Here is a 2,095-nt window from a genome sequence, read left to right as displayed (position 1 = left end):
CACTATTGGTTGGTGGCCGCCCCACGATGCGAGGTCAGACCCCGAACCAGCAGGGCAAATGCCGCGATTCGCCGCCGTGACCTGATCGTTATCAACCCGTTATGTCCAGATCCGCGCTCTGGACATCCCACCCACGGTCCGTATCGTCTGTCAGAGCCGGGTTTTCGCCCGGCCGCCAGTTCCGAAACCCTCCGGACCAAGCGCCGAGTGCTGTCCGCCCCGGCCCGGAGACCGTCAGAGCAGAAAGGCTAGGACAGCAGCGGGGAAACCACTTTCGGGGGCCGATCGGCTTCCTTGGGGTGAATCCGGACCCACCGCCAGTGGGCCGGACGGGCGATCCCCTGCACCCATTCGCCGTGCGCCCATAGGGCGCGGGCACTGGGTCGCGCCCGAACCCGACAGCTCACCTCGCAGGCGCAGCTAGGGGAAACAGACACATGACGCGTCGTACTGTCGCACGCCATCGCACGCCCTCCAAGGCCCGTACCTTTGCCCTTCGCGGCGCCACCATCGGTGTCGTCGCCGGCGCCGCCGCCCTCGGCCTGGGCGCCGGTACCGCCTCCGCCGCCCCCGACGCGACCTGGGACGCCGTCGCCCAGTGCGAGAGCACCAACAACTGGTCCATCAACACCGGTAACGGCTACTACGGCGGCCTGCAGTTCTCGCAGTCGACCTGGGAGGCCTACGGCGGCACCCAGTACGCGGCCCGCGCCGACCTGGCGAGCCGCGAGCAGCAGATCGCCGTGGCCGAGAAGACCCTGGCCGGTCAGGGCTGGGGCGCCTGGGCCTGTGCCCACGCCGGCGGCGGTGAGGGCCCGACCCAGCGCTCGGTGAGCGGTGGCTCCGCCCCCGCCGCCGAGGAGTCCAGCTCCGCCGACGAGAGCAGCGCCTCGAGCAACGATGACCAGCAGGCCTCGCGCGGCAGCAGCCGCTCCTGGAACGACGACGACAACGATGACGACGAGTCGTCGTCTTCGGCATCGTCGGCCACTTCGGGCAGCGCGGCCGACGGCACCTACACCGTGGCCTCGGGCGACACCCTGTACAACATTGCCGCGGCCAACGGAGTGGCCGGTGGCTGGGAGGCCGTGTTCCAGGCCAACGCCGACATCATCCCGGACCCGGATGTGATCTTCCCGGGCCAGGTCATCCGCATTCCGTGACCTGACCGTCCAAGTCCGCCGGCGGCGTCCCGCCACCCCGGTAGCATCCGGGCGTGGGGGGACGCCGGTTGGCCATCGGGGCGGCCGGCGTGGCGGTCCTGCTCGCGGCCCTCGACGCGTACGTCGTCGTCGGGCTGCTGGTCGACATGATCGTCGACCTCGGCATCCCGGTGAACCGGCTCGAGCGGGCGACCCCGATCGTCACCGGATTCCTGCTCGGCTACGTGGCCGCGATGCCACTGCTCGGTCAGGCCTCCGACCGGTTCGGTCGCCGCCGGGTGCTGCAGCTGTGCCTGCTGGGGTTCGCCGCCGGCTCCGCGATCACCGCCGCGGCCGGGTCGATTCCCCTGCTGGTCACCGGGCGCGTGGTGCAGGGCGTTGCCGGGGGCGCCCTGCTCCCCGTCACCATGGCCTTGATCGGCGACCTCTGGCCGGAGCGGCAACGAGCCTCCGCGCTGGGCGTCGTCGGCGCCGCCCAGGAGCTCGGCAGCGTGTTGGGCACCCTGTACGGCGTCGGCCTGGCCGCGCTGTTCGGGTCCTGGCGGTTCTTCGCCGACATCCAGCCGGAGAGCTGGCGCTGGGTCTTCTGGGTCAACCTGCCGCTGGCCGCCGTCGCCATGCTCGTGGTACAGCTCACCGTCCCCGCCTCCGCGCACGGGGAGCGGCGCGGGGTCGACATCGTCGGGGGCTGCCTGCTCGCGTTCGCGCTCGCCCTGCTGGTGGTCGGCCTGTACAACCCGGAACCGGCCCGTTCGGTCCTGCCCTCCTGGGGCCTGCCGTGCCTGGCCGCCGCGGTCGGCCTCGTCGTCGCGTTCATCCTCTACGAGCGGCACGCCCGGGTCAGGTTGCTGGATCCCGCCGGCGTCCGAATGGGATCCTTCCTGACCGCGCTCGGCGTCAGCGCGGTCTCCGGCGCCGCGTTGATGGTCACC

2 protein-coding genes and 1 riboswitch are annotated in these 2,095 nt (G+C 71.6%); both genes read left to right on the top strand.

Features of this window, described 5'->3' with window-relative positions; all coding sequences use genetic code 11:
• Window positions 1–228: 228 nt before the first annotated feature.
• A riboswitch (cyclic di-AMP (ydaO/yuaA leader) is annotated at window positions 229–432 on the top strand.
• A 5-nt stretch (window positions 433–437) separates the two neighbouring features.
• Window positions 438–1,163, top strand: a complete 726-nt coding sequence (locus VF468_02115) for a transglycosylase family protein (protein HEX5877111.1) — start codon at window positions 438–440, stop codon at window positions 1,161–1,163.
• 53 nt (window positions 1,164–1,216) lie between these two features.
• On the top strand, window positions 1,217–2,095 hold an 879-nt coding region (locus VF468_02110; protein HEX5877110.1), incomplete at its 3' end, for an MFS transporter.

This window comes from Actinomycetota bacterium (genome assembly GCA_036280995.1).
Taxonomy (GTDB): Bacteria; Actinomycetota; CALGFH01; order CALGFH01; family CALGFH01; genus CALGFH01.
Note: the sequence above shows the minus strand (reverse complement) of the source record. Positions and strands in the feature narration are given on the sequence as shown.